Genomic DNA, 25,977 nt, shown 5'->3' on the forward strand with positions numbered 1-25,977 from the left:
AAATAATATAAAAACCATGCGAGAGGCTGCTTTTGTGAAGCAAAATAAGGATAAATGGCTGAAGTTTGAAAGCAGGCTTCAAAATAAAAATAATCTGCGGCCAGAGCAGCTTTCTAATATTTATATTGAAGTTAGTGACCATTTGAGTTACTCCAAAACTTTTTACCCAAAAAGTAATACTACTTCGTACTTAAATCAATTAACCGTTGCGGCTCATCAAAGAATTTATAAAAATAAAAAAGAGTCTCGAAACCGCTTTATCACGTTTTTTACCAGGGAATTTCCTTTGTTTTTTTACAGTTTTCAGAAACAATTATTGCTTAGCTTTTTAATATTCGTACTTTTTTCTGCTGTAGGAGCATTCTCTGCCGCATCAGATCATACTTTTGTAAGAAGTATTCTAGGTGATGCCTATGTGAATATGACTTTACAAAATATTGCTGAAGGAGATCCCATGGCGGTGTACAAAAAGATGGCCGAAACAGATATGTTCCTGGGAATTACCATAAATAACATTCGGGTTTCTTTAATGGCTTTTAGTATGGGTATCCTGGCTGGAATAGGAACCGTTTTTATTTTAATGCAAAATGCAGTTATGCTGGGTTCTTTTCAATATTTCTTTTATGATCAGGGATTATTATGGGAATCTGCCAGAACAATTTGGATTCATGGAACTATAGAAATTTCAGTAATCATAATTGCAGGTTGCGCAGGTTTAGTAGTAGGAAAAAGTATACTTTTTCCCGGCACTTATACCAGATTAATCTCTTTTGTAAAAGGAGTCAAAAACGGACTTAAGATTGTGATTAGCACTATCCCATTTTTTATAATTGCCGGGTTTTTAGAAGGTTTTGTCACCAGGCAAACGCAAATGCCAGATTGGTTAGCTATTTTAATTATTGGCAGCTCCCTTGCACTTATTTTATTCTATTATATCTTCTACCCACATATTTTACACAAAAAAAAAATTCATGAAGCAGGATTACATTGATTTTAAGCAACAACGAGAAATTGGAGACATTATTAGTTATACCTTCAAATTTATACGCGAAAATTACAAGGCTTATTTTAAGAGTATTGCTACAATTGCCTGGCCTGCTTTTTTACTATTAATTGCAGCCGTAAGCTATTATTCTTACACTACCGTAGACAGCTCGCTTATGATAACGCAAGATGGTAGTTTTTTTGTTGGCTTTGGATTATTAATGATTGCCCTGCTTTTATATTTTGCGGTAATGAATGTCACCGCCTTTCATTTTATTAAATCTTATGTCACTAACCACGGAGAAACCAATCAGCAAGAAATTAAACAGGGTGTAAAAAAAGATCTCGGAAAAATGTTTGGTCTTGGCGCTATTACATGGGTTTTAATTTTCGTCGGACTTATAATCTTTGTTATTCCCGGGCTTTATTTAAGTGTACCATTAAGTATTGCAGCAGCCGTTCTTGTATTTAAAAATGAAAGTATTGGTGATAGTATTTCAGAAGGTTTCCACCTGGTAAAAGATAACTGGTGGATGAGTTTTATAAGCATTTTTCTCATTTGGCTTATTGTATATGTAATTAGCCTTATTTTTCAAATTCCTGTGATTATCTATACCTTTTTGAGAATGTTTACAATGATGGATGAAAATTCAGCATCAGATGTTAACGTAGCCGATATGTTTGATTGGGTTTATCTCAGTTTAACTGTTATATCTTCTGCCATCCAATATGTTATTTACGCTATAACACCAATTGGGATTGCTTTTGTTTATTACAATTTAAACGAACAAAAATATTTTAGCGGCGCCTACGAAAGCATTGAAAACCTTGGTAAAAACGATTAATGATTAATTTCCTGCTTTTTTTTAGTTTGTTATTCTTCGGAAATTTAATTCCGCAGGAACAAATAATTGCTGATTCTATTGAAATAGTTCAGCAATCGGCAGAAGCTAATCTGAAAAAAGCTGATTTTAATCCCGATGAAATTGAAAATTATAAAGCTGAAAAAGCTTTTGATTATTTAGATAGAATTGAAGAAGATTCCTGGTGGACCCGCTTAAAACGTTGGGTGAACTTAAAATGGAATGCTTTTCTTCAATGGCTTTTTGGCGATTATCAAACCAACGCCTTCTGGAGTGTTATTCTCCAGGCCTTACCCTATATTTTACTTGTTTTAGTAATAGGGGTAATTACCTGGTTATTTATTCGTTTAAACCCAGCCAATGCCATGATGGCAGAACCTGTTACCGGCAAAGTAAACCTTCAAAAAGAAGAAGAGCTTGTAAGAAAGGCTGATATTTCTTCTTTAATTAATCAAGCTATAAGCGAAGAAAATTACCGTTTAGCGGTTCGTTATTTGTACTTAAAAAGCCTTCGTTTGCTGGATCAAAAGGAATATATTTCCTATAAATTTCAAAAAACAAATGAAGATTACATCAATGAAATAACTAAACCTGAAATAAAAGAGCAGTTCACTAAAATTACCAGGCTCTACGATTTTATCTGGTACGGGGATTTTCAGCTTTCTAAAGAACGTTTTGAGAAGGTTGACAGAGAATTCACCGAAATGGAAAACAGTTTAAAACCTGGAAATAATGGGTAAAACAGCAAAGCTATTTTTCGGTTTTTTCTTGCTCCTGGTTGTTTTCCTAACTTACCTGGAAGCTACAGAACCTGAACCCGTGAACTGGAATCCCAGTTATATGAGTGATGATAAAATACCACTTGGAAGCCTGGTTTTTTATGAAAGCTGGAAAAATACCAACCAATGGGAAATGGAAGAAATTAGCATTCCTCCATTTCAAAAACTTGCTGATAGCCTGGGAAGTGGCACTTATTTTTTTCTGAATAATGCTGTAGCATTTGATCAAGATGAGTTAGATAAAGTATTAGATTGGGTAAATAAGGGTAATGAACTTTTTATTTCTGCCAGGGGCATTAGCCCGGCCTTACTGGATACGCTTCACCTGGAAACTAAAGTATTTATTCCAAAAAACGATCTAAGCTCAAAACCAGAACTGAATTTTAAAAATTCCGCTTTAAAAAGTGAAGTTGGTTTTAAGTTTAACAATGAATTTTCACCGCTTTTCTTTGAGCAAAAAGATAGTGCTGCTATTCAAGTTCTGGGCGAGATAAATATTCAGGGAGATGAGAGCTATAAACAGCCTAATTTTATAACTGCTCCATTTGGTAAAGGAAAAATCTACCTTCATACCACCCCGGAAGCTTTTGGCAATTATTTTCTCTTATCTCAACAGAATTACGAATATGCTGAAAGTATTCTGGCTTACATAAATCAGGATCAACCGGTTTTTTCAGACACTTATTATAAGGCAGAAAAAAGCTTTTACGCTTCTCCACTCTATATTCTTCTTAGCGATAGCCGACTTAAATGGGCTTATTACTTTTTACTGGTAGGCAGTGTCTTGTTCATTATTTTTGAAGGAAAAAGAAAACAAAGAGCAATCCCTGTTGTAAATCCTTTAAAAAACCAGAGTTACGAATACGCTAAAACTGTTGGCGATCTTTATTTAGAAGAAAAAGAATATGCAGAATTGATTTCAAAAAAGATCAATTTATTTTTAGAGTACATACGGATGAACTATAAAATTTCCACCAAAAATATAGACGAAAATTTCCATACTTTACTGGCGGCAAAATCTGGAAACAGTATAGCCTCAGGAAAGAAACTTTTTGATAAAATGGAAAGATTCTCTAACCATAAAAATGCCGGTAAAAGTGAATTTTTTGAACTTGCCGAGGCAATAAATAATTATAAATCACATTCTAATGGAAAATCAGGAAAATAAAGAAACCGAATCGCTGAATTTTGATAGTCGTATTCCTTTAGACGATCTTAAAGAAGCTGTTTCAAGTTTAAAAAATCAGCTTGCCAAAGTTATTGTGGGACAAAATGATTTTGTAGAATTATTAATCGCCGGGCTGCTTTCTAATGGCCACGTTTTAATAGAAGGTGTTCCCGGGGTTGCAAAAACTTTAACCGCCAAACTATTCGCCAAAAGCCTGGATACTAATTTTAGCAGAATTCAATTTACGCCAGATTTAATGCCCAGTGATGTTTTAGGAACTTCGGTCTTAAATGCTCAAAAAGGCGAATTTGAATTTAAACCCGGTCCCATCTTTTCTAATATTATTTTAATAGATGAGATAAACCGTGCCCCGGCAAAAACCCAGGCTGCTCTCTTTGAGGTAATGGAAGAACGCCAAATCACTATAGATGGAATTCAACACGATTTGGAGTCGCCATTTATGGTCCTGGCTACACAAAACCCTATAGAACAAGAAGGCACTTACGCCTTACCCGAAGCCCAATTAGACCGATTTTTATTTAAAATTGAAGTGGATTATCCAAGTCTGGAAGATGAAATTGATATCCTAAAAACCCATCACGATCGCAAAGGTTTATTACCTATTTCACAGATTGAAGCTGTTTTAAATCCCAGTAATCTAAAGGAACTAAAAAGCCAGATACAGGAAATAATTATTGAAGAAAAACTGATGCATTACATTGCCAGTATTGTGGGGAAAACCCGAAATCACTCGCATATTTATCTTGGTGCTTCTCCCCGGGCATCTATCGCAGTGATGAATGCTTCAAAAGCTTTTGCCGCAATTAACGGAAGGGATTTCGTAATTCCGGAAGACATTAAAAAAGTGCTGAATCCTGTTTTAACTCATAGACTTATTATTAGTCCCGATAGAGAAATGGAAGGTATTACCGCCAAAGAAGTGATAGAAATGATTTCCCAATCTGTAGAAATTCCACGTTAGTGCTAAAATTCTTCAAATCTTTATACCTAAATCAACGTTTCTTTTATGTGATCTTCGGCATCGCACTACTCTTCTTGTTTTCTTATTTCTTTGATTTCTTCTATGGATTCACCTGGGTTTTAAGTCTGCTCTTACTATTTTTCTTTCTTGCCGATCTGGTAAGTCTATATAAAAATAACCAAATTCATGCCGAAAGAATTCTTCCGCAGAAATTCTCGAATTCAGATGAAAATGAGGTAGAAGTTATCCTGGAAAACAATTACGGTTTTCCGATTTATGTAGAAATTATAGATGAAATCCCGGTACAATTTCAAAAACGGGATTTTTTTAAAAAGCTAAAAATCGCGGCCGGCGCAACAGAGAAATTTAGCTATTCTTTGAGACCGGTAGAACGTGGTGAATATTTCTTCGGAAAACTTAATATCTACAGCTATACAAAAATAGGGTTTGCTAAACGCAGAAGTATTTTTGGGGAACAACAAATGCTTAAAGTCTATCCTTCATTTATCCAGATGAAAAAACTGGATTTCCTGGCTATAGATAATCGCTTATCTCAAGCTGGCTTAAAGAAAATTAGAAGGATTGGGCACACTATGGAATTTGAGCAAATTAAAGAATATGTGCCGGGAGACGATATAAGAACTATAAACTGGAAAGCCACCGCCAAGCATGGCGATCTTATGGTGAACCAGTTTCAGGATGAAAAAGCCCAACCTATTTATTCAATAATAGACACCGGGCGGGTGATGAAAATGCCTTTTAATGGCTTGAGCTTGCTGGATTATGCAATTAATAGCAGTCTCGCTTTTTCTAATATCGCACTCAAGAAAAAAGATAAAGTAGGATTAATTTCGTTTTCTGCTAAAATTGAAAGTATACTTAAGGCGAACGCAAAGTTAAGCCAGTTGCAGCAAATTATGGAACGCTTGTATAATATCAATACACAGTTCCCCGATTCAGATTTTAATATGCTCTACAGCAATTTGCGAAAAAGGATTACCCAGCGTAGTTTGCTGATGTTATATACCAATTTTGAACATATTTCGGCATTAAAAAGACAACTTCCCTATTTGCAAGCTATCAATAAAAAGCACGTATTGGTAGTGATATTTTTTGAAAATACAGAGCTGGATAAAATTATAGCCAGCAAGCCTGATAATACTACCGATATGGCTCACCAGGTAATCGCTGAAAGTTTTACGCACGATAAAAAACTAATGGCGGCGGAGTTACGGAAACACGGGATTAATACCTTGCTCACCAAACCCGAAGATCTAAGTATTAATGCGATTAATAAATACCTGGAAATTAAAGCGCGGGGTATTCTTTAGTCCCGTCATTACGAGCGACGCAGGAGCGCGGTAATCTTTTTATTAGGGAATTCACCTTATTTGAAGAGATTGCTTCAGTGATGCCTCCCAATGACGACCTACTCTTTTCAATAATTAATTAGAAGTATTCTACAATTCATCATTCAAAAATTACAACTCGGTTATAAATATTAATAAGCCAGTATAAATCCATTTAGTTTTGAAGATATAAATCAATAAAAACTAAGTAATTATGAAAACCATTGCCATTTTATTCAGTCTATTCCTTTGTCAAATTGCCTTCGCGCAAACAGAAACCGGAAACATTACAGTGAGTGTAGAAAATCTTTCTTCGGAAGAAGGAAAGGTTTATTTCGCCCTTTTCAATGAAGATAATTTTCTTAAAAAAGCCCCGATCCAGGGAGAAGTAAGTGAGATTAAAGAAGGAGTCGCCCAGATCACTTTTTCTGAAGTTCCTTCCGGGATCTATGCAATAACCGCTTATCACGATAAAAATGGGAATCAGCAGATGGATTTCGAAAGTAATGGAATTCCTAAGGAAGATTATGGAGTTTCCAATAATCAAATAAATTTATACGGGCCACCACTTTGGGAAGATGCAAAATTTAAATTTGACGGGGCTGAGAAACAGTTGAAACTTCAGTTCTAAAGAAAACTCCGGTAAATATCAATTAACATAGACAAAATCATATTTATTTTAATTTAGAATAGAAAAAACCAATACATTTGCGGTAACAATAAGATTCTAAATTTATGACGATTACACAATTGCATTATGTATTGGCTGTAGCCGAACATAAAAATTTCACTAAAGCAGCGCAAAAAGTTTTTGTAACCCAGCCTACCCTAAGTATGCAAATTCAAAAACTGGAAGAAGAACTGGATGTACAAATATTTGATAGGACCAAAAAACCTATTCAGCTAACCGAAACCGGACAAAAGATTGTACAACAAGCCAGAAATATTGTTAATGAAAGTGATCGGATTAAAGATATTGTAGATCAACAAAAAGGCTTTGTAGGTGGCGTTTTTAAACTGGGTGTAATCCCCACGATAATGCCTACTTTATTACCTATGTTTATTAATAATTTCATCAAAAAATACCCAAAAGTAAAACTCAAAATAGAAGAATTAAATACAGAGGCTATAATTGAGCGGTTAAGAGAAGGACATTTAGATGCTGCAATTGCCGCTACTCCATTGGAATTACAGGGAATTAAAGAAAATGTTCTCTATTACGAACCTTTTGTAGGTTATATTCCAAATGCTCATAGGCTGCATAGTAAAGACAAAATTGAAGTAAATGATCTTGACATAGACGATATGCTTCTTCTAGAAGATGGACATTGTTTTAAAGATGGAATTATTAATTTATGTAAGTCGTCACGAAATTATGAAGAAGACCATTTTCAACTAGAAAGCGGAAGCTTTGAAACTTTAATTAAATTGGCCAATGAAGGCTTGGGCATGACGCTTCTACCCTATTTGCACACAATGGATCTTAAAGATGAGGAAAAGAAAAACTTAAGGATGTTTAAAGATCCTGTTCCTGCCAGAGAAGTTAGTCTCATCTATAACCGAAGTGAATTGAAAATGCAGATTATTGAAGCTATAAGAAGTACAATCGCAGGCGTTGTAAAGGGTGCTATCGCTTTTCATAACGTGAATATTATTAGCCCTTTAAGTAAGAATAAAGAGTTTCAGGAATAATTAGCTAGCCTAAAAAAGTAAACAAGGCATTACTAGAGATACTAATTTTAATTTTGAGAGAAGGTTAAGATTATTTAATCAAGAGATAAAAAAGCGGCTACAAAAAGCCGCTTTTATTTATGTATTTAAAAGAATTAGACATTGATTAAGCTCTGGATTTTTACTGGTTAAAGTCATAATCCAGATACGTAGTTCCTCAATTTCGTGAGGTAAAAGTCGCTGAAGTGCTTTTTTCACTTCTCGGCAAAAAAGATTGGGGTCAAAACTAACTTTGTCAAGCACAGTTTTGGTGTATTCAAACATCGCTCGCGCCATAATTTGAAAGATTTAGATTAGTGTTAGGTTAATTAAAAAAGAGTAGAAATTTAATAATAGGCTGTAGGTTTTAGAATCATTGAAAGATACTAAAAATTTCTCATTCTTCTTTGTTTTCACAAGTGTTTAACGATTCTAAAATCTACGATCACCACCAATTACATCGCCTAAGCCACCAAGAATACTACCTTCCCCTTTATCTTTTCCTCCACCTTGCGGTGCAGCCTGCCATATCCTATTAGCTAATCGGCTAAAAGGTAATGATTGTACGTAAACTGTTCCAGGGCCTGTAAGGGTTGCAAAGAAAAGTCCTTCACCACCAAAAAACGTGTTTTTTATACCTCCTACAAATTCAATATCATAATTTATATCCTGGGTAAAGCCAATAATACACCCGGTATCTATTTTCAATTTTTCTCCTGGTGATAATTCCTTTCTAGCCATAGTTCCACCGGCGTGAACAAAGGCCATACCATCACCTTCCAATTTTTGCATAATAAAACCTTCACCCCCAAAGAATCCACGTCCCAGCTTTTTGCTAAACTCAATTCCAACTCCAACACCTTTGGCGGCACATAAAAAAGCATCTTTTTGGCAAATAAACTTATTTCCGTAGCGAGTAAGATCTATAGGAATAATTTTACCGGGATAAGGCGAAGCAAAACTAATACGTTTTTTCCCCTGAATTTCATTACTAAAAATTGTCATAAAAAGGCTTTCCCCGGTAAGCAATCGCTTTCCAGCACCTAAGATTTTCCCTAAAAAGCCTTCATCCTCTTTAGCACCATCGCCAAAAATAGTGTCCATTTTTATTCCGTCATCCATCATCATAAAATTGCCTGCTTCGGCTATTACGGCTTCCTGCGGATCAAGTTCCAATTCTACATATTGCATCTCTTCTCCAAAAATCTGATAATCTATTTCGTGTGCGTTCATATTATTTTGCTTTAATGGTCCATTCAAATTCAAATATAGCAACCTGTTGACCGGTACTGTTCAAACCGGTAGATTTCATCCAGAAGGTTTGCCCTTCTCCTGTTGTTAATGTTCTTTCAATAGCCTCATCAATTAAATGACCATCATAACAATAAAAACTAATTTTTCCGGTAGCTTTCTTGGTAAATTGGGCACGGTTTTGAGCAACCAACATAGAAATCTTCTTATTAGATTTTTGAATTTTTCCCATAACCAAAGCCCCTGAACTTAATTCTGCAGCCATTGCTTGTACGGCAAAGTACATACTCTTAAAAGGGTTTTGATTTATCCACTTATGTTTTACCGTCACCTTGCAGGTATTTTCTTCAATTTCACCAACCCGTACCCCGCAAAGCCAGGCGCTAGGAAGCTTTAGTATTAAAAATTTATTGAGTTTACCCTTAGTTAATGTCATTGTGAAGTATTTATTTTTACTAAATGTATTCAATTTAATCATTATTTATTGATAACCTAAATCATAATTTTATGTTAATATTTAGTACTATGCTTTGCAAAATACCTTCTTTTAACCATATATTTGTTATATAAATTATTAGGTTATGAACTCACAGATAGCAAAAGAAGAAAAAACACTGGGCACGATCTTACACTTATCGGTCTTTTCAAAGTTTATTATTCCATTTGGGAATTTTATTTTCCCCTTAATATTATGGTTGACTAAAAAAGAAAAACCCTTTATAGACGATCACGGCAGGAAAGCGATCAATTTCCAAATTAGCCTTTTTCTCTATACCATCTTTATACTAGCGGTAGGATTAGCCATTGTACTTTTCCAGGCTATTAGGTTAGGTGGCGAAGTTCCCTTTGCAATTGGTCCAGACCAGTTTTATATAGACGAAATGGGTCAGGCCATTTCTATAGTTATTACCATTAGTGTATTTGCCATCCTGCTTTCAGCATTATTTATTTTAGAAATATTTGCCGTGATAAGCGCAAGTATAAAAGCCAGCAATGGAGAAAATTACTCTTTCCCTTTAAGCATCAATTTTATAGGAAGAGATTCAGATAATCATCAATTTACTAACCATCAACAATCAAAAAATGAACAGTTTAACAACCCTAAAAATGAAACGCTATGAAAATAGAAAACACCAAGGCTCAAATGCGTAAAGGTGTGCTGGAATACTGTATTCTTTCGGTATTAAAAGACGAAGATGCGTATGTAGCTGAAATTCTGGACACGCTTAAAGACGCCAAATTACTGGTGGTTGAGGGCACAATTTATCCGCTATTAACCAGGCTGAAAAATGCAGGATTACTCAGTTACCGCTGGGAAGAATCCAGCAGCGGACCACCAAGAAAATATTATGGTTTAACCGATACCGGAAAACTCTTTCTAAAGGAGCTTACCGGCACCTGGACAGAACTGCAAACCGCTGTTAACATTGTAACCACTCAAAAAAACAAGAATCATGAATAAGACAGTAAATATAAATCTTGCCGGTATATTCTTTCACATTGACGAAGATGCATATGCCAAACTGCAGCATTATTTAGATGCCATAAAACGTTCTTTTACCAATACACAGGGAAAAGATGAAATTATAGCTGATATTGAAGCACGTATTGCTGAACTGTTCAATGAGAAGAAGAAAGAAGACCGACAGGTTATCGGCATAAAAGAAGTTGAAGAAGTAATCGCCATTATGGGGCAACCCGAAGATTATATGGTAGATGAAGAGATCTTTGAAGACGAACCGGTTGCTGCCAAAACCACAAAATCTTCAGGTAAACAGTTATTTAGAGATACCGAACATTCTTATGTAGGCGGTGTTTCTTCGGGACTGGGACATTATTTAGGCATCGACTTTATTTGGGTGCGTTTACTCTGGATATTACTAACTATCTTTTCTAGTGGTGCTTTTATTCTTATTTACATTGCCCTTTGGATCTTTGTTCCGGAAGCTAAAAGCACGGCCGACAAATTGGCTATGCGTGGCGAGGAAGTAACAATTAGTAATATTGAAAAAAAAATTCGTGAGGGTTTTGATAATGTTACCGGGAAAGTAAAAGATGTAGATTACCAAAAATACGGCAATCAGGCCAAAAGCGGTGCGACCTCTGCCGCAACGGCAATTGGTGATGTAATTGCCTTTATTTTAAAGGTTTTTGTCAAACTAATAGGTATTGTTCTAATAATACTGGCAGGTTCTGTATTAATTAGCCTGTTTGTAGGTTTGTTTACCGTAGGGACCTTTGGTATTATAGATGCTCCCTGGAGTAGTTATGTAGAAATGGCGGTAAGTGGTGCCCCACTCTGGCTATTATGGCTATTGAGCTTTTTAATTGTAGGAATTCCGTTTTTCTTTCTTTTTGTTTTAGGATTAAAAATCCTGGTAGGCAAATTAAGATCTATAGGAACCCCTGCAAAATTGGTACTGCTGGGTCTTTGGATACTTGCTTTGGTTGGGGCTGCAATTATAGGAATTCAGCAAGCCACTCACAGGGCTTTTGATGGGGAACAAGTTGTTACTGAAACTCTTCCTATCTCAGCAAACGATACTCTATACCTGGCTATGCAGGGAAATTCTAATTACTCTTCCAGCATTTACAGAAGTTCAGAATTCAAAATAAAGTATGATGAAAACGATAAAAAAGTATTGTATAGTTCAGATGTTCGTCTCATTGTAAAAGCTACTAAAGATTCACTTGCAAAAGTGGAGGTAATAAAATCGGCAGAAGGCAAGGATTACAAAGAGGCAAAAGACCGTGCTGGGAATATTACCTATAACACTAACTTTAGCGGAGGTGAGTTATTATTAGACGGTTTTTTCACTTCCCCGGCTCAATATAAGTTTCGGGATCAGGAAGTAAAGGTTACGCTCTATCTTCCGGAAGGCACTACGTTTTTTGCAGATAATAATACCAGTAGTTTTCATAGAAACACTGATTATTGGGGAGATATCTTGATTTCTGGTGATGAAGAAAAATACTTAAAAATTACCGAAGATGAAGCTATATGTGAAGATTGTCCAATTGAAGAATGGGGTAATGAAAATGAAGACGAATGGGATGAGGACGGTGATTTTAACGCCAGAATCAATTCTGGTGAGGAAGAAGTAAACATTCAAATTAACAGTAGAGGGGTAACGGTAGATAAAAAGCCGGTTGATAGTAAAAGACAGAATGATGAAAACAATGAATTATGATCCAGTTAATCTTGCAAGTACTACTAGTGGTTTTCAATTTAGGAGAACCGGTAGTTAAAAATGATAAGATGGTTAAAGATTATATAGAGTGTCATCAAATTTTAACCAGGAAATGTACTGTAGCTTTCTATGAATGCTAAGCAAATCTTAAAAGCCTCCTTCGGGAGGCTTTTTTATTATATTTGTCTTAAACATAATTATTATGAAAAATTTACTATTAATATTTAGTACTATACTGCTAGTTGGCTGTGGAGCCAAAAAAATAACGGGAAGCGGAAACGTTACTACTGAGAAAAACCGCCTAACAGACTTTAATAGCATAGAAATAGCAGGTGATTTTGATGTAAAGCTCAAGAATGGAAACACGGCAATGATAGAAATTGAAGCTGACGATAATCTACATAGCATTATTCGGGCCGAGGTTGTAGACCGCACTTTATTTATAAAACCATCAAAAGAAATAGGCCGCAGCAAATCTAAAGATATTACAATTACCTATCCTGAAAAGCTTCAGAAAATAACTATTTCGGGAAAAGTAGAATTAGAAGCTGAAGGAGAACTTTATAGTGAAGAACTTAAAATTACCAGTAAGGAAAATGCTGAACTTTATCTCACTATCACGGCTACAAAATTTGATCTTTTTAATGAAGATGATGCTAAAATAGAATTAAATCTTACCGCAGAAAACGTGTATTTTCAACTAAATGGCTCTAGTGACATCAAGGCCCTGGTAAATGCCCCCATATTTAAAGTTGACACTTATGAAAAAGCTGATGCTAAAATTGAAGGAGAAGTAGATGATCTACAATTACGTGCAGAACATTCCAGTAAATTTGATGGTAAACGATTAACTGCTAAAACAGCTGTTGTTATAGCCGAAGGTAAATCTAAAAATGAAATAGAAGTTTTAGAGACTTTAACGCTCACTGCAAAAAACAGAAGTGAGATAGAATTATATGGTAATCCAAAGGTAGAATTGTTAGAATTTTCAGAAAAAGCTGTACTCTCTAAAAAAGATTAAGCTTTTTAGATTACATTTAACTAAACTACTAAAACAACTAACTATGAAAATTGCTTTAAAACCTATTTTATTACTATTGGCCCTAAGCTTAACTTTTGTATCCTGTAGAGAACAGGAAGAAGAAAAGTCTGAAATAGAACAACTGGCAGAGGAAGAAGACGCGAAGGTTAAAGTAAAGGATGACAAGATAAAAGTAAAGACCGACGACAAAAAGATCAAGATCAAGGAAGATGATGGTGAGATAAAGAAAAAAGTGAAAATTGATAATGACGATAACCAGTAAATTAACTCGTCTCAAGCAAACGAGACATTAAAAGGATTTTTTTGGTTTCGAGGCAAGGCTCGGAGCATTAAATCTCGATTAGCGAGTCAAATCTAAAAAATATTTTAAAAGTCCCATTTTCTGGGGCTTTTTTATTGGTATTTAGTATCTTAATTTAAAATTATTAAAATGCATAAAAAAGAAATATATACCGCTGGCAAAGAACTTCGAGAAGCAGAAAAAGTTTTGATCCTGATTCACGGTCGTGGCGGCATCGCAAAAGAGTTCCTTTTACTTGCTAATAGCCTAAACACACCAGAATTTGCCATTTTAGCGCCACAGGCTACAGACTTCACCTGGTATCCCAATTCATTTTTAGCCCCTGCTGCACAAAATGAGCCCGCCTACTCTTCAGCTTTAAAAGTACTGGAAGAACTTATAGATGATATAAAGGAAACAGGTATTGCATCAGAAAATATTTATTTTGCCGGGTTTTCCCAGGGCGCGTGTTTAAGCCTTGAATTTGTAACCCGAAATGCACAAAGATTTGGTGGTGTAGCCGCATTTACCGGCGGACTTATAGGAGATAAAATTAATACAGAAAATTATACAGGCGATTTTAACGGAACGCCAATTTTTATAGGCAGCGGAGATCCAGACGCTCATGTTCCAGTAGAACGTGTTAAAGAATCTGCCGAAATTCTGCGAGATATGAACGCTAAGGTTGAAATTGAGATCTATAAAAATAGACCGCATACCATTTCAGAAGACGAACTAAGACTCGCTAATCAATTTGTATTTAATTAAACCTGCAATTAGATTATGAGAAGTATAAAAAAAGTGCATGAGGCGGTAAGCTCTCCTATTGCAGACCTTATAACCTATCGCGCCCTACCCACAAATTCTATAGATCACATAGACCCGTTCTTATTTTTAAACCACCACGGTTACCAGGAATATCCTAAAAATAATAACGGACTACCTTTTGGGCCACACCCCCATCGAGGATTTGAAACAGTTACATTTATTCTTAAAGGTGATCTTACTCATAAAGACAGCACTGGTTGGGAAAGTGTTATTAAAGCCGGGGGCGTTCAGTGGATGACTGCCGGAAAAGGACTAATTCACGCTGAAATTTCTTCGGATGAATTTAAAAGAGATGGTGGCGAATTGGAACTTCTTCAGCTTTGGGTAAATCTCCCCGCTAAGCAGAAAATGACCGAACCTAATTATAAAGGTCTCCAGGAAAAAGATATTCCGCAGCTAAGTTTAGATAATGATAAAGTACAATTAGCGGCAATTTCGGGAGAATGGGAAAATACAAAGGGTGCTTTTACACCTTTAAATGACATTCAAATGGCTACCTTGTATTTTTCTGAAGGCGGTAAATATTCAGTAGATATTACTTCAGAAAGAAATATTTTCTTTTATGTAGTTAAAGGAAATTTGCAGGTAAATGGTAAGGAAGCCAAAATGCACAACCTGGTAGAGTTTGAAAATGACAGAGAAAAACTAGAAATTGAAGCTTTAGAAGAAAGTATTTTACTGCTGGGGCATGCATTACCATTTAATGAATCTATTGTAGCCCAGGGACCTTTTATAATGAATTCTCAACAAGAAATCCAACAGGCTTTTCAGGATTATCAAAATGGAGAATTTGGAGATTGGAATGGATAATTTGTATCTAGGAATTTTTATTACCTGGATAATCTTCAAGTATTCTTAAACCAAAAGCCTTCACTTTTTTCCAATTTGTAAATTCTATTGGATTTTCAGATTTTGTTGGGCCATCGGTTAATTTCATAATGAGTTTAATCATTAAGCTATCAAAAAGCGAGTAAGATTTATAGTCTAATTTACCGGCAAAAACACCCACAAAATCAGGTTTCCAATTAGTTTTTTGCAAAAATTTTATTAGATATGGGTTTGTATCAGGGGAGTTTTTATCTTCTTTCCTGGCCACAAGATTAACAGAGAAAAATGCAGTTCTCATTTCATTTAAGTGTTCCTTATTATTCTGTACAAATTCAGAAATCTTCTTATTATGTTTTCCATACCGAATACTAGCCCCAATAATCAATGTGTGAAATTCAGATAAATCGCCCTGAAAAGAATCAATGGAGCAAAGTTCTGTTTGTATTTGTTCCTCATTAAAGAAAGTACTTAATTCTTTGCAAATCTTAAGGGTTTGGCCATCTACAGAAGAATAAATTATTCCAATTTTTCGCTTCATAAGGTATACTGAGCTTTTGATAGATTCATATTAAAACCAACAAAATTCCACAATACATAATTAAACAAAAAAACCTCCTTAGCATGAACTAAGGAGGTTTTATTTATGATAAATTATGGATTCACGTCTTCACGGGAATAAAATTACTTTCCTTCCATTTTATCTTTTAAGGCCTGAAGATCGGCATTAACATCACCAATAGTGGTTTTGTCGTTGTTTTGCGAAGCAGCTTTTTTAGCGGCTTGCTTAACGATTTGCTGTTCTTCTTCCTTGTGAATAGCCATATGTGAAGCTACCACTCTCTTAAATTCTTTATTGAATTCAATGATCTGGAATTCTGCAGATTCACCTTTAGTTAATTTGTTACCGTCTTCTTTTTCAAGGTGTCTGGTTGGAACAAATGCAGTGATATCTTCATTAAAGTCTATAGTAGCACCTTTATCTACGATCTCTGCAATCTCTGCGGTGTGTTTAGTACCAACAGCGAATTCAGTTTCGTATTTATCCCAAGGGTTATCTTCAACCTGCTTGTGACCAAGGCTTAACTTACGACCATCTACGTCTAATTCAAGAACTACAACCTCAAGCTCATCACCTACATTAGTAAATTCTGATGGGTGCTTGATTTTCTTAGTCCAGGAAAGATCAGAGATATAGATTAATCCGTCAATTCCTTCTTCTAATTCTACGAATACACCAAAGTTGGTGAAGTTACGTACAATCCCTTTGTGTTTAGAACCAACAGGATATTTAGTGGTAATATCTGTCCATGGGTCTGGAGTTAATTGCTTAATTCCAAGAGACATTTTACGGTCTTCACGATCTAAAGTTAAGATTTGAGCTTCAACCTCATCTCCAACATTTACGAAATCCTGAGCTGAACGCAAGTGCGTGCTCCAAGACATTTCAGAAACGTGGATAAGACCTTCAACACCATCGGCAACTTCAATAAATGCACCGTAATCTGCGATTACAACTACTTTACCTTTTACCTTGTCTCCAACCTTAAGATTTTCGTCAAGAGCTTCCCATGGGTGTTTGCTTAATTGCTTAAGACCTAATTGGATTCTTGTTTTAGCTTCATCAAAGTCAAGAATTACCACGTTTAGTTTTTGATCAAGTTCAACGATCTCATTTGGATGGTTGATACGAGACCAGCTAAGGTCGGTAATATGAACAAGTCCGTCAACTCCTCCAAGGTCAACAAATACTCCGTAAGAAGTGATGTTTTTAACAGTACCTTCAAGTACCTGACCTTTTTCAAGCTGACCGATAATTTCTTTCTTCTGTTCTTCGATATCGGCTTCAATAAGCGCTTTGTGAGAAACCACAACGTTTTTAAATTCGTGGTTGATTTTCACAACTTTGAATTCCATTGTTTTTCCTACGTAAGCATCGTAATCACGGATAGGCTTCACGTCTATTTGAGAACCTGGCAAGAATGCCTCAATTCCAAATACATCTACGATCATACCACCTTTAGTTCTGCACTTAACAAAACCGTTTACGATAAGACTTTCGTCATGAGCTTTGTTCACACGATCCCAAGCCTGAATTACACGAGCTTTACGGTGAGAAAGAATTAATTGTCCTGTTGAATCTTCACGAATATCTATCAAAACCTCAACGTCGTCACCAACTTTAAGATCTGGATTGTAACGAAATTCGTTAAGGGAAATAACGCCTTCACTTTTTGCATTAATGTCTATAATTGCATCACGATCTGTAATATTAATTACTTTTCCTGTTACAACTTCGTCATTTAAAGTGTCTACGAAATTTTCTGCAACTAATTTCTCAAATTCTTCTAACTTTTCATCATCAATAGGGTCTATTCCCTCTTCATAATTGTGCCAGTTGAATTCTTCAAGAAATTTCTCAGGGTTTTCCTGTTGCTCAGAAGGAGCAGGTTGCGATGTAGTAGCCATTCCAGCTACCGGTTGAACTTCAAGATTTTCGTCCTGAACGTCCTGTTGTTTGTTGTCTTCAGCCATTGCTGATAAAAAATTTGTATCCTGTATTCTTCGGAAAAATTAAGCAAATAAAACACAGAAGTCGTTATGTTTTTGATTTTCAACCCCTTTTAATTTTCCGATTCTTCGCTAAAAAGGGCTGCAAAAATACAACTTATTTTTCTTTTCTCAAACCCTAATGAGTTTAAAAACAGAATGCTTATTCTTGAGTTTTCTCCCTGGCCAGTTTTAATACTTTTTCAAATTGTTCTTCCAAATTCATATCTGAATTATCAATCTCTACAGCATCTTCGGCTTTTACCAATGGAGAGTCGTCGCGAGTGGTATCCAGGTAATCGCGTTCTTTAACGTTTGCCAGCACATCTTCATATTTAATATCATCAACACGATCCTTTAATTCGTTGTATCTACGCTCTGCACGCTTTTCAGTAGAAGCTGTCATGAATAATTTAAGATCGGCATCAGGAAAAACCACGGTTCCAATATCACGACCATCCATCACTACTGCTTTATTTTTACCAATTTCCTGCTGGATTTTAACTAGCATCTTTCTAACATCTGGCACAGCAGCAACTTTGCTCACCTGCTGTGAAACCTCCATCAACCTGATTTCCTTTTCAACATTTTCTTTATTTAAATGCACTTCACCATAACCTACCTCTTTATTAAATACAAAACTGATATTAATAAACGGTAAATGTCTTAAGATGGCTTCTTTATCAAAATGGGTGTCACTAACCAGCATTTTACGCATTAAGTACAAAGTCACTGCACGGTACATCGCACCCGTATCTACATAAACATATCCCAGCTCTGCTGCAAGCTGCTTAGCCACGGTGCTTTTTCCGGTTGAAGAATATCCATCTATGGCAATGGTTATTTTTTTACTCATAATTTATTTTCTGTGTGGATGGCAAAATTAGGCAAAGCTTTACTTTCCCTGAAACTTTCGCTGTAAATTAAAAAAAGCTGTCTAAAAAGTCCTTTTGATTGACCGTCATTCTGAATTTATTTCAGAATCTAACAAGTTGATATTCTATATCATATTAGAACCTGAAACCAGTTCAGGTTGACGATAACTGGACTTTCCAGACAGCTTCTTTATTGATTAAAGCGTCTTGGCGTTTTTCACCTTTTGTTTGGTGATCGCAAGATCTATAACTTCACTCATTTCATTTACATAATGAAAAGTAAGTCCTTTTAAATAATCTTCTTTAATCTCTTTTATATCACGTTCATTCTCTTTACAAAGAATAATCTCTTTAATGCGAGCACGTTTGGCTGCAAGAATTTTTTCTTTGATTCCTCCTACCGGCAGCACTTTTCCTCTAAGGGTAATTTCCCCTGTCATCGCAATACTTTTCTTCACTTTGCGTTGCGTAAATAAAGAAACCAAAGAGGTTAGCATTGTTATACCGGCACTAGGTCCATCTTTTGGCGTTGCTCCTTCCGGCACATGAATATGAACATTGTATTTTTCAAATATTGAAGGATCTAAACCAAGCTCTTCAGCATTAGATTTCATATACTCCATTGCAATGGTAGCCGATTCTTTCATTACTTTACCAAGGTTTCCGGTAATATTCAAGTTACCTTTTCCTTTAGAAAGTATAGATTCAATAAAAAGAATATCTCCACCAACTTGTGTCCAGGCTAAACCTGTAACCACACCTGCAACTTCATTATTCTCGTATTTGTCGCGCTCCAGTCTTGGACTACCCAGTACTTCTATAACATCTTCGTTGGTTACTTTAACATTATATTCGTCCTCCATCGCAATATTTTTGGCTGCATGACGTACCATTTTTGCGATTTGTTTTTCCAAGCCACGAACTCCAGATTCCCTGGTATAACCTTCAACTATTTTCTCTAATTGAGGCTTGGCAATTTTAATATGCTCTTTGGTAAGTCCGTGCTCTTTTAATTGCTTCGGAAGCAGGTGTTGTTTGGCAATCTCTACCTTCTCCTCTATGGTATAACCAGTAACATTAATAATTTCCATACGATCCCTAAGCGCAGGTTGTATGGTATTTAAAGTATTTGCTGTAGCCACGAACATTACCTTAGAAAGGTCAAAGCCCATTTCTAAAAAATTATCGTGGAATTCACTGTTTTGTTCGGGATCCAATACTTCTAATAAAGCTGAAGAAGGGTCTCCGGCGTGTCCAATACTTAATTTATCAATTTCATCTAAGACAAAAACAGGATTACTTGTTCCTGCTTTTTTAAGGGATTGAATAATTCTACCCGGCATCGCCCCTATATAGGTTTTTCTATGCCCACGTATTTCGGCTTCATCTCTTAAGCCACCGAGTGAAATTCTCACATACTCTCTACCGAGTGCCTCGGCCATAGATTTACCAAGCGAAGTTTTCCCAACTCCGGGAGGACCGTAAAGACAAAGGATTGGAGATTTCATATCGTTTCTCAATTTGAGAACCGCTAAATATTCTATAATTCTTTGCTTTACATCATCTAAACCATAATGGTCTCGATCAAGTATTTTTTTAGCTCGTTTTAAATCGAATTTATCTTTGCTGAATTCATTCCACGGAAGATCTAAGAACAAATCTAAATAATTTCGTTGAATCGAATATTCAGCAACTTGCGGATTCATTCGTTGCATTTTTGAAATCTCTTTATCAAAATGCTTTTTTATTTTTTCATCCCATTTTTTCTTCTTCGCACGCTGGCGCATCTCTTCAAGCTCATCTTCTTGAGAAACACCTCCAAGTTCTTCCTGAATAGTTTTCATTTGCTGATGAAGAAAATATTCACGCTGCTGCTGACTCATATCGCTTTGCACCTTGCTTTGAATGTCATTTTTAAGTTCCAGTTTTTGAAACTCAACATTCATATGTCGTAAAGTTGTTAGCGCGCGCTCTTTAAGATCGTTTGTTTCCAACAGTTTTTGCTTGTCTTCTACCGCAAGATTCATATTAGAAGAAACAAAATTGATAAGGAAAGAAGAACTTTCAATATTCTTAATAGCGAAAGAAGCTTCACTTGGAATATTAGGACTTCCCTTAATTATTTGAAGCGCAAGTTCCTTTATAGAATCTATAATTGCAGGAAATTCTTTATTATCAATTTCCGGTCTTGCTTCAGGAACTTCCTTAATATTTGCTGTTAGGTAAGGTTCCTCCTGAACAATTTCGTTTATTTCAAAACGCTTTTTACCCTGAATGATCACCGTGGTATTCCCATCGGGCATTTTTAACACTCTTAAAATACGTGCAACAACCCCCGTGCGGTAAATATCTTTGGCCGTAGGATTTTCTACTTCTTCATCTTTCTGAGCAACAACCCCAATGATCTTGGAATCGTTATTGGCTTCATTGATTAATTTAATAGAAGTATCCCTTCCTGCGGTGATAGGAATTACTACTCCCGGAAACAACACAGTATTTCTTAAAGGAAGAATTGGTAAGGTTTCGGGTAGTTCTTCACGATTAATTTCCTCTTCATCTTCCGGCGTCATTAAAGGAATTAAATCTGCGTCCTGATCTATATCTTGCAATGACAAACTGTCAAAACTTGTTAATTTCGTTTTAGCCATAATTTATTTTAGGTCAAACTGTCACAACAGTTTATGGTTCTTAATCTTTTCTTATTTCTTTAGAGCCTTGAACTTAGCTTTCTAAGCGGCTTTTTATGCAATTTCTATTAGAAGTAGTCAATTCCTATGCCACCATCTTTTTTATATTTTTTTTCTCAAAAGTGTAACAAATAAAAATCAAAGCTATCTTTATTATAGAAACTAGATAGTTTTTTTACTTGATATCAACCATCACACATATTAATGATCTTATTGTACGTTGCCAAAAAGGTGATCAGCAGGCGCAAATGGAAGTGTATGAGCGCTACTATAAAGCCATGTACAATACATCTGTGCGTATTGTAAAAGATACCGCCGAAGCTGAAGACATTATGCAGGAAGCTTTTTTAAAGGCTTTTTCTAAAATAAACGCTTTAAAGGAAGTTTCAACTTTTGGAGCCTGGTTAAAAAGAATAGTAGTCAATCTAAGCATTAATTCCTTCAACCATAAGGTAAAATTAAATGAGGTTACCTATAACGATGAGTTGAAAAACGAAGCAGATGAAAGTGAGGGAATTATTCTTGAAGAAGATTCAAAAAATGATAAAGTAAAAAAGATTTTAAAAACGCTTAATAATCTTAAAGAAAATTACCGTGTTGCTTTAACGTTACACTTAATTGAAGGTTACGACTACGAAGAGATTGGTGAGATTTTAAACCTTAGCTATGCAAATTGCCGAACAACAATCTCAAGAGCTAAGGAAAGTCTGAGAAAAAAATTACTGAAGGATGAAACCGGCATGATGCCAGATACAAAAACCGGTAAAAAACCAGGAGAAAATAATTAGTCTGTGATAAGCTTACTGGATTATTTCAATTTTTAAAATTATGAAAAACGATAATATAAACAAGCTATTTAACGAGCTGGATTTCGATAATAAGGAACCAGCAACCGGGCATAAAGAAAGATTCCTGGAAAAGCTGGAAGAACAAAATAGCCATTCCAAAAATTTAACTAAGGGCTCAAACAGCAGAAGCCTATGGGCGCCTATGCTTTCGGTGGCTGCGATACTTGCTATAGCTTTTATGGTTTTTGCAGGATTTTTCAACGAAAACTCCTATAAAAATCAAGGAGATTTAGCTAGTGTTTCTCCTCAAATGAAAGAAACGAAACAGTTTTACACCCAGCTTATTGAAACCGAGCTGCAAAACTTAAAAGCGGAAAATGCCCCGGGAACTGAAGCTATCGTTGAAGATGCTTTAACCCAGCTAGCAAAACTGGAAACAGAATATGAAGAACTTCAAAAGGACTTGCGAAATAGCGGGCAGGATAAACGTGTGATTTATGCCATGATCTCTAATTTTCAGCAAAGAATAGATCTCTTAAAACAAGTACTCGACCAAATAGAAAATATTAAATCTCTAAAAAATAAAAGCGATGAAAACTATATTTAACATCATAATGCTAGTGCTATTAGTTCCGGCAGTAAGTTACTGTAACGGCGATTTAGACGGCAGGCATACCAAGACCAAAAAAGTCTCAAAATCTTACAATGTAAGCGCCACAGATATGCTAACTATAGATAACAGCTATGGAAATATAGATATTTCTACCTGGAACCAGAATAAAGTAGTGATAGAAGTGAATATAAAAACAAATGGTGACGATGAGGAAAAAGTACAAAAGAAATTAGACGAAATTAATATAGAATTTAATCAATCATCTTCTGGGGTGAGCGCGAAAACCCATTTTAAAAGAGAGGAACAATCCTGGTGGAGCTCGCTTTTTAATAGTTCTAATAATGTAAATATGGAGATTAATTATATAATAAAAGCTCCGGAAAAACACAGTGTGGATATTAAAAATGATTACGGCGGAATTTATATAGACCGGCTATTGGGTAACGCTAAAATAAACTGCGATTATGGAAAGGTTGATATTGGAGAATTAAGAGGAAACTCGAATCAGCTAAATTTTGACTATACCAGAAACAGCCACATTGGCTATGTAAAGAATGCTGAAATAAATGCCGATTACAGCGGATATGAAATTGAAGAAGCCGGAAAACTATATGTAAACGCCGATTATACCGACTCCAGGATTAAAAAAGTAGCCCAACTTGATTTTAATTGCGATTATGGTAGTATCACTATTGAAAAAGCGAAAAGAATTGTGGGCAATGGTGATTACTTAAGCACCAAAATAGGGCGTGTGTTCGAATCTTTAGATCTAAATTTAGATTATGGTTCAGCAAGTATTGAAAAACTTATAAAAGGAGTTTCTAAAGTAGAAATAAATACTGATTATGCCGGAATAAAACTGGGCTATGATAGTGAGCATCCTTTTAATTTCACCGTAAAATCTTCTTATGGAAATGCGAAAGGCCTGGAAGAGATGGAAATTAGAAAACGTCACGACAAAAACACCAGTAAACTCTATGAAGGTTACCACCTGCAAGAAAATAGCGGAAATACCATTTACATCAACACTAATTATGGAAATGTAACTTTTAATAAAAACTAAAATATTTATCAATCAAAAAACACAAAATCATGAAAAATCTATTCTTAATATTAGCAGTATCATTCATCGCAATTACTCCCGCACAATGCCAATGGTGGGGCAGCAACGAAACTATAAGAGGTAATGGCGATATGACTTCAGAAAAAAGAAACACTGTAAATTATGATGAGATCTCGCTGGTAGGCTCAATGGATGTTGAATTGGTTTCTGGTACCGAAGGCAATTTAACCGTAGAGGCCGAAAGCAACCTGCAAGAATATATCACTACCGAAGTAAATGGAGGCATCTTAAAAATTTCAGTAGAAAAAGGTTATAATTTGAAACCATCCAGGAATAACGGAATTAAAATTACTGTTCCTTATAAAGATTTAGCAGCCGTAGAAGTAACCGGCTCTGGCGATGTTTGGAATACGTCAAAAATAAACGCAAAAAAGTTTAGTACGAAAGTAACCGGATCTGGGGATATTAAATTAGAGCTGGAGGTGGAAAATCTTACAGGACAAGTTACCGGATCTGGGGACATTCTTTTATCGGGAAAAGCTAAAGATTTTGAATGTAAGGTTACCGGATCTGGAGATTTTAAGGCCTACAACCTTAAGGCAGAAAATGTAGAAGCTACCGTAATGGGGTCTGGGGATATTCAACTTTCAGTCAATTCAAGCTTAAAAGCTAAAGTGATGGGCTCTGGAGATATAAAGTACAAAGGAAACCCTAAGCGTCAGGATTTTAAAACTTCGGGTTCGGGTTCGGTTTCCAGTTATTAAAAGCCTATTAAAAAATAATTGAAAAAGAAAAATTGCTTAAATCCTGTCTTTTTTGGCAGGATTTTTTATTGGCACCCTTAGCAGCAATATCACTCCAGCGATAAAGAAAACCACAAAAAATAAGATTGAATTCCGTACACTTCCGGTTATTTGCGCTACCATCCCATAAAGGAACATTCCAATAACAATTCCTATTTTTTCGGCTACGTCATAAAAACTGAAATAACTAGTGGTATCTATGGCGTTCTTCGGAAGCATTTTAGAATAAGTAGACCTGGACAGGGATTGTATACCTCCCATAACCAAACCTACTGAAGCCGCTGCCACATAAAATTGCTGCGGACTAACAATAAAAAAGGCATATCCACAGATGGCTATCCAAATGAGATTAATAAAGATCAGGATTTTAATATTTCCAAATTTAAGCGCCAACCGGGAGGTTAAGGTAGCGCCGGCCACAGCAACCAATTGAATCAATAAAATACTAATAATCAACCCTGTAGTTGCATCTTGCTCTCCCCATTCTAATTCTTCGATTCCAAAATAAGTAGCAATTAACATTATGGTTTGTACAGCCATACTGTAAACAAAAAAAGCAATTAGATATCGTTTAAGTTGGGTGTTGTGTTTAAGCGTGATCCATATTCCGCGAAGTTCTCTAAATCCATTAAAGAGCACATTTTTGGTAAATGCGGCTTTTTTATTTCCTTTAGGTAAATAAGCATAAGTGTATTGGCTAAAACCAATCCACCAAACTCCCGTTAAAACAAAAGATAAGCGCGTAGGGAAAGCTTCACTTTCAAAACCAAAAGACTCGTAATTTAAAATCATTACCAGACAAATTACTAATAGAATAACACTACCTATATATCCCAGGGAAAAACCCTTAGCACTAACTTTATCTTGTTGATCGGGAAAAGCAATATCGGGCAAATAAGAATTATAAAAAACCATACTGGCCCAAAAGCCTATAAGGGCAAGAAAATAACATAGTAATCCAAACCAAAGCTGTTCCAGGTTAAACCAAAAAAGACCAATACAAGATAAAGCTCCCAAATAGCAGAAAAACTTCAGGAAGTTCTTTTTATTACCCACATAATCGGCAATTCCCGACAAAATTGGACTTAAAATAGAAACCACTAAAAAGGCGGCTGCAGTAACATAGCTTATTAAAGAGTCGTTATTAAAGCTTATCCCTAAAAAATTTACAGTATCATCTAGAATAGAACCGTCTTCATCTTTTACAATAGTAAGCGCTCCATAAAAAATAGGAAAGATCGCTGATGAAATCACCAGATTATAAACTGAATTTGCCCAATCATAGAAAGCCCAGGCATGTATTAACTTTTTATGCCCTTTGGGAAGTATCTTCATTTATAGCGTTT

General features: G+C 35.6%; 27 protein-coding genes. 19 read left to right on the forward strand and 8 right to left on the reverse strand.

The window, feature by feature from the left end; translation table 11 throughout:
- Positions 1-16: 16 nt before the first annotated feature.
- The 8 genes from B5X51_RS14735 to B5X51_RS14770 all read left to right on the forward strand — a co-directional run bounded on the left by B5X51_RS14735 (position 17) and on the right by B5X51_RS14770 (position 7,817).
- On the forward strand, positions 17-991 hold the full coding sequence (locus tag B5X51_RS14735) for a stage II sporulation protein M (protein ID WP_079721961.1): 975 nt from the start codon (positions 17-19) through the stop codon (positions 989-991).
- The gene (locus tag B5X51_RS14740) at positions 972-1,829 is read left to right on the forward strand and encodes a hypothetical protein (RefSeq protein WP_079721962.1); all 858 of its coding nucleotides are present in this window, start codon (positions 972-974) and stop codon (positions 1,827-1,829) included. Before B5X51_RS14735 ends, B5X51_RS14740 begins: the two co-directional genes overlap by 20 nt.
- Entirely contained in the window at positions 1,829-2,587 is a 759-nt protein-coding gene (locus tag B5X51_RS14745) for a DUF4129 domain-containing protein (RefSeq protein WP_079721963.1), read from the forward strand. The genes B5X51_RS14740 and B5X51_RS14745 overlap by 1 nt, the downstream gene beginning before the upstream one ends.
- On the forward strand, positions 2,580-3,794 hold the full coding sequence (locus B5X51_RS14750) for a DUF4350 domain-containing protein (protein WP_079721964.1): 1,215 nt from the start codon (positions 2,580-2,582) through the stop codon (positions 3,792-3,794). Before B5X51_RS14745 ends, B5X51_RS14750 begins: the two co-directional genes overlap by 8 nt.
- Positions 3,775-4,776 (forward strand): AAA family ATPase, encoded by a 1,002-nt coding sequence (locus B5X51_RS14755; protein ID WP_079721965.1) that lies wholly within the window; start codon positions 3,775-3,777, stop codon positions 4,774-4,776. Before B5X51_RS14750 ends, B5X51_RS14755 begins: the two co-directional genes overlap by 20 nt.
- Positions 4,776-6,107: a DUF58 domain-containing protein gene (locus B5X51_RS14760; RefSeq protein WP_079721966.1), complete on the forward strand. Its 1,332-nt coding sequence runs from the start codon at positions 4,776-4,778 to the stop codon at positions 6,105-6,107. Before B5X51_RS14755 ends, B5X51_RS14760 begins: the two co-directional genes overlap by 1 nt.
- A gap of 232 nt (positions 6,108-6,339) precedes the next feature.
- A complete protein-coding gene (locus B5X51_RS14765; RefSeq protein WP_079721967.1) occupies positions 6,340-6,756 on the forward strand; it encodes a DUF2141 domain-containing protein in 417 nt (138 codons plus the stop codon).
- A gap of 104 nt (positions 6,757-6,860) precedes the next feature.
- Positions 6,861-7,817, forward strand: coding sequence for a LysR family transcriptional regulator (locus B5X51_RS14770; RefSeq protein ID WP_079721968.1), 957 nt, complete (start codon positions 6,861-6,863; stop codon positions 7,815-7,817).
- Positions 7,818-7,934: 117 nt separating this feature from the next.
- Here B5X51_RS14770 and B5X51_RS14775 read toward each other — a convergent pair whose 3' ends face one another.
- From B5X51_RS14775 to B5X51_RS14785, 3 genes are all read right to left on the reverse strand, one after another.
- Entirely contained in the window at positions 7,935-8,132 is a 198-nt protein-coding gene (locus B5X51_RS14775) for a hypothetical protein (RefSeq protein WP_079721969.1), read from the reverse strand.
- A 135-nt stretch (positions 8,133-8,267) separates the two neighbouring features.
- Positions 8,268-9,068 (reverse strand): TIGR00266 family protein, encoded by an 801-nt coding sequence (locus B5X51_RS14780; protein WP_079721970.1) that lies wholly within the window; start codon positions 9,066-9,068, stop codon positions 8,268-8,270.
- 1 nt (position 9,069) lies between these two features.
- Entirely contained in the window at positions 9,070-9,522 is a 453-nt protein-coding gene (locus B5X51_RS14785) for a DUF4442 domain-containing protein (protein ID WP_079721971.1), read from the reverse strand.
- Positions 9,523-9,667: 145 nt separating this feature from the next.
- Between B5X51_RS14785 and B5X51_RS14790 the strand changes: the two genes are divergently transcribed.
- The 7 genes from B5X51_RS14790 to B5X51_RS14820 all read left to right on the forward strand — a co-directional run bounded on the left by B5X51_RS14790 (position 9,668) and on the right by B5X51_RS14820 (position 15,237).
- Entirely contained in the window at positions 9,668-10,207 is a 540-nt protein-coding gene (locus B5X51_RS14790; protein WP_079721972.1) for a DUF4870 domain-containing protein, read from the forward strand.
- Entirely contained in the window at positions 10,204-10,548 is a 345-nt protein-coding gene (locus B5X51_RS14795; protein ID WP_079721973.1) for a PadR family transcriptional regulator, read from the forward strand. The genes B5X51_RS14790 and B5X51_RS14795 overlap by 4 nt, the downstream gene beginning before the upstream one ends.
- Complete coding sequence (locus B5X51_RS14800; RefSeq protein WP_079721974.1) at positions 10,541-12,277, forward strand: PspC domain-containing protein; 1,737 nt, start codon at positions 10,541-10,543, stop codon at positions 12,275-12,277. The genes B5X51_RS14795 and B5X51_RS14800 overlap by 8 nt, the downstream gene beginning before the upstream one ends.
- Before the next feature lie 202 nt (positions 12,278-12,479).
- Positions 12,480-13,298, forward strand: a complete 819-nt coding sequence (locus B5X51_RS14805) for a head GIN domain-containing protein (RefSeq protein WP_079721975.1) — start codon at positions 12,480-12,482, stop codon at positions 13,296-13,298.
- Positions 13,299-13,341: 43 nt separating this feature from the next.
- Complete coding sequence (locus B5X51_RS14810; protein ID WP_079721976.1) at positions 13,342-13,581, forward strand: hypothetical protein; 240 nt, start codon at positions 13,342-13,344, stop codon at positions 13,579-13,581.
- 168 nt (positions 13,582-13,749) lie between these two features.
- On the forward strand, positions 13,750-14,367 hold the full coding sequence (locus tag B5X51_RS14815; RefSeq protein WP_079721977.1) for an alpha/beta hydrolase: 618 nt from the start codon (positions 13,750-13,752) through the stop codon (positions 14,365-14,367).
- A gap of 15 nt (positions 14,368-14,382) precedes the next feature.
- Entirely contained in the window at positions 14,383-15,237 is an 855-nt protein-coding gene (locus B5X51_RS14820) for a pirin family protein (protein WP_079721978.1), read from the forward strand.
- Between the two features lie 7 nt (positions 15,238-15,244).
- On the opposite strand, the gene hemG is transcribed toward B5X51_RS14820, so the two are convergent.
- The 4 genes from hemG to lon form a co-directional block, all read right to left on the reverse strand.
- Positions 15,245-15,793: a menaquinone-dependent protoporphyrinogen IX dehydrogenase gene (hemG, locus tag B5X51_RS14825; RefSeq protein ID WP_079721979.1), complete on the reverse strand. Its 549-nt coding sequence runs from the start codon at positions 15,791-15,793 to the stop codon at positions 15,245-15,247.
- A 143-nt stretch (positions 15,794-15,936) separates the two neighbouring features.
- Positions 15,937-17,787 carry a 30S ribosomal protein S1 gene (gene rpsA, locus B5X51_RS14830; protein ID WP_079721980.1) on the reverse strand — a complete coding sequence of 617 codons (1,851 nt, stop codon included), beginning with the start codon at positions 17,785-17,787 and terminating at the stop codon, positions 15,937-15,939.
- Between the two features lie 178 nt (positions 17,788-17,965).
- Entirely contained in the window at positions 17,966-18,658 is a 693-nt protein-coding gene (gene cmk / locus B5X51_RS14835; RefSeq protein WP_079721981.1) for a (d)CMP kinase, read from the reverse strand.
- A 216-nt stretch (positions 18,659-18,874) separates the two neighbouring features.
- Positions 18,875-21,325, reverse strand: a complete 2,451-nt coding sequence (lon, locus tag B5X51_RS14840) for an endopeptidase La (RefSeq protein ID WP_079721982.1) — start codon at positions 21,323-21,325, stop codon at positions 18,875-18,877.
- Positions 21,326-21,543: 218 nt separating this feature from the next.
- On the opposite strand from lon, the gene B5X51_RS14845 reads away from it, so the two are divergent.
- The 4 genes from B5X51_RS14845 to B5X51_RS14860 are packed head-to-tail and all read left to right on the forward strand — an operon-like array spanning position 21,544 to position 24,592.
- Entirely contained in the window at positions 21,544-22,152 is a 609-nt protein-coding gene (locus B5X51_RS14845) for an RNA polymerase sigma factor (RefSeq protein ID WP_139374906.1), read from the forward strand.
- A gap of 40 nt (positions 22,153-22,192) precedes the next feature.
- Positions 22,193-22,759, forward strand: a complete 567-nt coding sequence (locus tag B5X51_RS14850) for a hypothetical protein (protein WP_079721984.1) — start codon at positions 22,193-22,195, stop codon at positions 22,757-22,759.
- On the forward strand, positions 22,743-23,828 hold the full coding sequence (locus B5X51_RS14855) for a hypothetical protein (protein ID WP_079721985.1): 1,086 nt from the start codon (positions 22,743-22,745) through the stop codon (positions 23,826-23,828). The genes B5X51_RS14850 and B5X51_RS14855 overlap by 17 nt, the downstream gene beginning before the upstream one ends.
- 29 nt (positions 23,829-23,857) lie before the next feature.
- Positions 23,858-24,592, forward strand: coding sequence for a head GIN domain-containing protein (locus B5X51_RS14860; protein ID WP_079721986.1), 735 nt, complete (start codon positions 23,858-23,860; stop codon positions 24,590-24,592).
- Positions 24,593-24,628: 36 nt separating this feature from the next.
- Here the strand turns inward: B5X51_RS14860 and B5X51_RS14865 are convergent, their stop codons facing one another.
- Complete coding sequence (locus tag B5X51_RS14865) at positions 24,629-25,966, reverse strand: MFS transporter (protein WP_079721987.1); 1,338 nt, start codon at positions 25,964-25,966, stop codon at positions 24,629-24,631.
- Positions 25,967-25,977: the final 11 nt, after the last annotated feature.

Source organism: Salegentibacter holothuriorum, from assembly GCF_900168045.1.
Taxonomy (GTDB): Bacteria; Bacteroidota; Bacteroidia; order Flavobacteriales; family Flavobacteriaceae; genus Salegentibacter; species Salegentibacter holothuriorum.

Excerpts from the sequence above, each read along its gene's own strand:
- B5X51_RS14735 (WP_079721961.1), top strand. The coding sequence starts at position 17 with ATGCGAGAGGCTGCTTTTGTGAAGCAAAATAAGGATAAATGGCTGAAG.
- B5X51_RS14740 (WP_079721962.1), top strand. The coding sequence starts at position 972 with ATGAAGCAGGATTACATTGATTTTAAGCAACAACGAGAAATTGGAGAC.
- B5X51_RS14745 (WP_079721963.1), top strand. The coding sequence starts at position 1,829 with ATGATTAATTTCCTGCTTTTTTTTAGTTTGTTATTCTTCGGAAATTTA.
- B5X51_RS14750 (WP_079721964.1), top strand. The coding sequence starts at position 2,580 with ATGGGTAAAACAGCAAAGCTATTTTTCGGTTTTTTCTTGCTCCTGGTT.
- B5X51_RS14755 (WP_079721965.1), top strand. The coding sequence starts at position 3,775 with ATGGAAAATCAGGAAAATAAAGAAACCGAATCGCTGAATTTTGATAGT.
- B5X51_RS14765 (WP_079721967.1), top strand. The coding sequence starts at position 6,340 with ATGAAAACCATTGCCATTTTATTCAGTCTATTCCTTTGTCAAATTGCC.
- B5X51_RS14770 (WP_079721968.1), top strand. The coding sequence starts at position 6,861 with ATGACGATTACACAATTGCATTATGTATTGGCTGTAGCCGAACATAAA.
- B5X51_RS14775 (WP_079721969.1), bottom strand. The coding sequence starts at position 8,132 with ATGGCGCGAGCGATGTTTGAATACACCAAAACTGTGCTTGACAAAGTT.
- B5X51_RS14780 (WP_079721970.1), bottom strand. The coding sequence starts at position 9,068 with ATGAACGCACACGAAATAGATTATCAGATTTTTGGAGAAGAGATGCAA.
- B5X51_RS14785 (WP_079721971.1), bottom strand. The coding sequence starts at position 9,522 with ATGACATTAACTAAGGGTAAACTCAATAAATTTTTAATACTAAAGCTT.
- B5X51_RS14790 (WP_079721972.1), top strand. The coding sequence starts at position 9,668 with ATGAACTCACAGATAGCAAAAGAAGAAAAAACACTGGGCACGATCTTA.
- B5X51_RS14795 (WP_079721973.1), top strand. The coding sequence starts at position 10,204 with ATGAAAATAGAAAACACCAAGGCTCAAATGCGTAAAGGTGTGCTGGAA.
- B5X51_RS14800 (WP_079721974.1), top strand. The coding sequence starts at position 10,541 with ATGAATAAGACAGTAAATATAAATCTTGCCGGTATATTCTTTCACATT.
- B5X51_RS14805 (WP_079721975.1), top strand. The coding sequence starts at position 12,480 with ATGAAAAATTTACTATTAATATTTAGTACTATACTGCTAGTTGGCTGT.
- B5X51_RS14810 (WP_079721976.1), top strand. The coding sequence starts at position 13,342 with ATGAAAATTGCTTTAAAACCTATTTTATTACTATTGGCCCTAAGCTTA.
- B5X51_RS14815 (WP_079721977.1), top strand. The coding sequence starts at position 13,750 with ATGCATAAAAAAGAAATATATACCGCTGGCAAAGAACTTCGAGAAGCA.
- B5X51_RS14820 (WP_079721978.1), top strand. The coding sequence starts at position 14,383 with ATGAGAAGTATAAAAAAAGTGCATGAGGCGGTAAGCTCTCCTATTGCA.
- hemG (WP_079721979.1), bottom strand. The coding sequence starts at position 15,793 with ATGAAGCGAAAAATTGGAATAATTTATTCTTCTGTAGATGGCCAAACC.
- rpsA (WP_079721980.1), bottom strand. The coding sequence starts at position 17,787 with ATGGCTGAAGACAACAAACAACAGGACGTTCAGGACGAAAATCTTGAA.
- cmk (WP_079721981.1), bottom strand. The coding sequence starts at position 18,658 with ATGAGTAAAAAAATAACCATTGCCATAGATGGATATTCTTCAACCGGA.
- lon (WP_079721982.1), bottom strand. The coding sequence starts at position 21,325 with ATGGCTAAAACGAAATTAACAAGTTTTGACAGTTTGTCATTGCAAGAT.
- B5X51_RS14850 (WP_079721984.1), top strand. The coding sequence starts at position 22,193 with ATGAAAAACGATAATATAAACAAGCTATTTAACGAGCTGGATTTCGAT.
- B5X51_RS14855 (WP_079721985.1), top strand. The coding sequence starts at position 22,743 with ATGAAAACTATATTTAACATCATAATGCTAGTGCTATTAGTTCCGGCA.
- B5X51_RS14860 (WP_079721986.1), top strand. The coding sequence starts at position 23,858 with ATGAAAAATCTATTCTTAATATTAGCAGTATCATTCATCGCAATTACT.
- B5X51_RS14865 (WP_079721987.1), bottom strand. The coding sequence starts at position 25,966 with ATGAAGATACTTCCCAAAGGGCATAAAAAGTTAATACATGCCTGGGCT.